This is a genomic window from Amycolatopsis antarctica (assembly GCF_002262875.1).
Taxonomy (GTDB): domain Bacteria; phylum Actinomycetota; class Actinomycetes; order Mycobacteriales; family Pseudonocardiaceae; genus Amycolatopsis; species Amycolatopsis antarctica.
Map to the genome: position 1 here is coordinate 1 of NZ_NKYE01000037.1, position 1,991 is coordinate 1,991.

Here is a 1,991-nt window from a genome sequence, read left to right on the forward strand (position 1 = left end):
GGTTCACCACCTCACCATCGTTCCATGTGACCGCGTTGGACGCGTGTGAACCCGTCGGACGTGGCGCAGGGCCGCCTCCGGCTGGTGCCGGTGGCGGCCCTGCGCTGTAGGTGTCGGGTGTTAGTGGTCGGTTGCTTTTTCGGCTCCTGCTCCGGTGAGGGAGCGGACTTCCATTTCGGCGTATTTCTTCTGGTTGTGGTCTTTGGACAGGACGGTGCCCAGCCAGCCGAGGAAGAACGAGAGCGGGATGGACACCAGGCCGGGGTTCTGCAGGGGGAACCAGGCGAAGTCGGCGGTTTTGATCATCGACTTCGGTGTGCCGGACACGGCGGGGGAGAACACGATCAGGATGACCGTGGCGCCGAGCCCACCATAGATCGACCACAGGGCCCCGGAGGTGTTGAACCGTTTCCAGAACAGCGAGTACAGGATGGTGGGCAGGTTCGCCGAGGCGGCCACGGCGAAGGCCAGCGCGACCAGGAACGCCACGTTCTGGTCCTTGGCCAGGATCCCGCCCGCGATCGCGACCGCGCCGATGACCAGCGCGGTGATCCGGGCGACCCGCACTTCGGCGTTCGGGTCCTCGACCTTGCCCTTCTTGATCACGTTGGCGTAGACGTCGTGGGCGAAGGAAGCCGAGGCGGTGATGGTCAGCCCGGCGACCACGGCCAGGATCGTCGCGAACGCCACCGCCGCGATGAACCCCAGCAACAGCGGCCCGCCCAGTTCCTGAGCCAGCAACGGTGCCGCGGAGTTCTCCCCGCCCGGTGCCGCGGAGATCGCGTCCTTACCGACCAGCGCTCCCGCCCCATACCCCAGAACCAGGGTGAACAGGTAGAACAGGCCGATCAACCCGATCGCCCACACCACCGACTTACGGGCGTCCTTGGCGGTGGGCACCGTGTAGAACCGCATCAGCACGTGCGGCAACCCGGCGGTGCCCAGCACCAGCGCGATCCCCAGCGACAGGAAATCGATCTTGCTGGTCTCCGACACCCCGTACTTCGCGCCCGGGTTGAGCAACGCCTCCCCCGCACCGTCAGCACGCTCCACCGCGCCACCGAGCAACGCCGAGAGGTTGAACCCGTACTTGCCCAGCACCCACACCGTCATCACGAACGCACCCGCGATCAACAACGTCGCCTTGATGATCTGCACCCAGGTGGTGCCCTTCATGCCACCCACCAGCACATAAATGATCATCACCACGCCGACCACCGAGATCACCACAGCCTGACCGACACCGGAGGAAATGCCCAGCAGCAGCGACACCAGGATCCCCGCGCCCGCCATCTGCGCCAGCAGATAGAAAAACGACACCGCCAGCGTCGAGGTCGCCGCCGCCGCCCGCACCGGACGCTGCCGCATCCGGAACGCCAGCACATCACCCATCGTGAACTTCCCGGTGTTGCGCAACAACTCCGCCACCAGCAGCAACGCCACCAGCCACGCCACCAGGAAACCGATCGAGTACAAAAACCCGTCATACCCGTTCAACGCGATCGCACCCGCGATCCCCAAAAACGACGCCGCGGACAAATAATCACCCGCGATCGCCACACCATTCTGCGGACCCGTGAACGCCCGACCCGCCGCATAATAATCCGACGCCGTCTTCGTGTTCCGCGACGCCCGGAACACCACCACCAACGTCACCACCACAAACGCGGCGAAAATGCTGATGTTCAGAACCGGGTTCGACCCCTCGACACCCTCAGCGAGAATCACTTCGCCTCCCCCTCGATCTCACCACGGATCCTGTCCGCGATCGGATCCAACTTCCGATTCGCATACCGCACATACAACCCAGTAATCACAAACGTCGACACAAACTGCAACAACCCCAAAATCAACCCAACATTAATATTCCCCACAACCTTCGTCGACATAAACCCATGCGCATAATCCGCCAACAACACATACAACAAATACCAAACCAAAAACAAACCCGTCATCGGGAACACGAACACCCGCAGGCGCCGCTTCAACTC

Annotated in this window: 2 protein-coding genes; both read right to left on the reverse strand. The window is 63.0% G+C overall.

What is annotated here, in order from left to right; all coding sequences use genetic code 11:
• Window positions 1-120: 120 nt before the first annotated feature.
• On the reverse strand, window positions 121-1,728 hold the full coding sequence (locus CFN78_RS28310) for a solute symporter family protein (RefSeq protein ID WP_094866377.1): 1,608 nt from the start codon (window positions 1,726-1,728) through the stop codon (window positions 121-123).
• A partial coding sequence (locus CFN78_RS28315; RefSeq protein ID WP_094866378.1) for a DUF485 domain-containing protein occupies window positions 1,725-1,991 on the reverse strand: 267 nt, incomplete at its 5' end. The genes CFN78_RS28310 and CFN78_RS28315, both read right to left, overlap by 4 nt.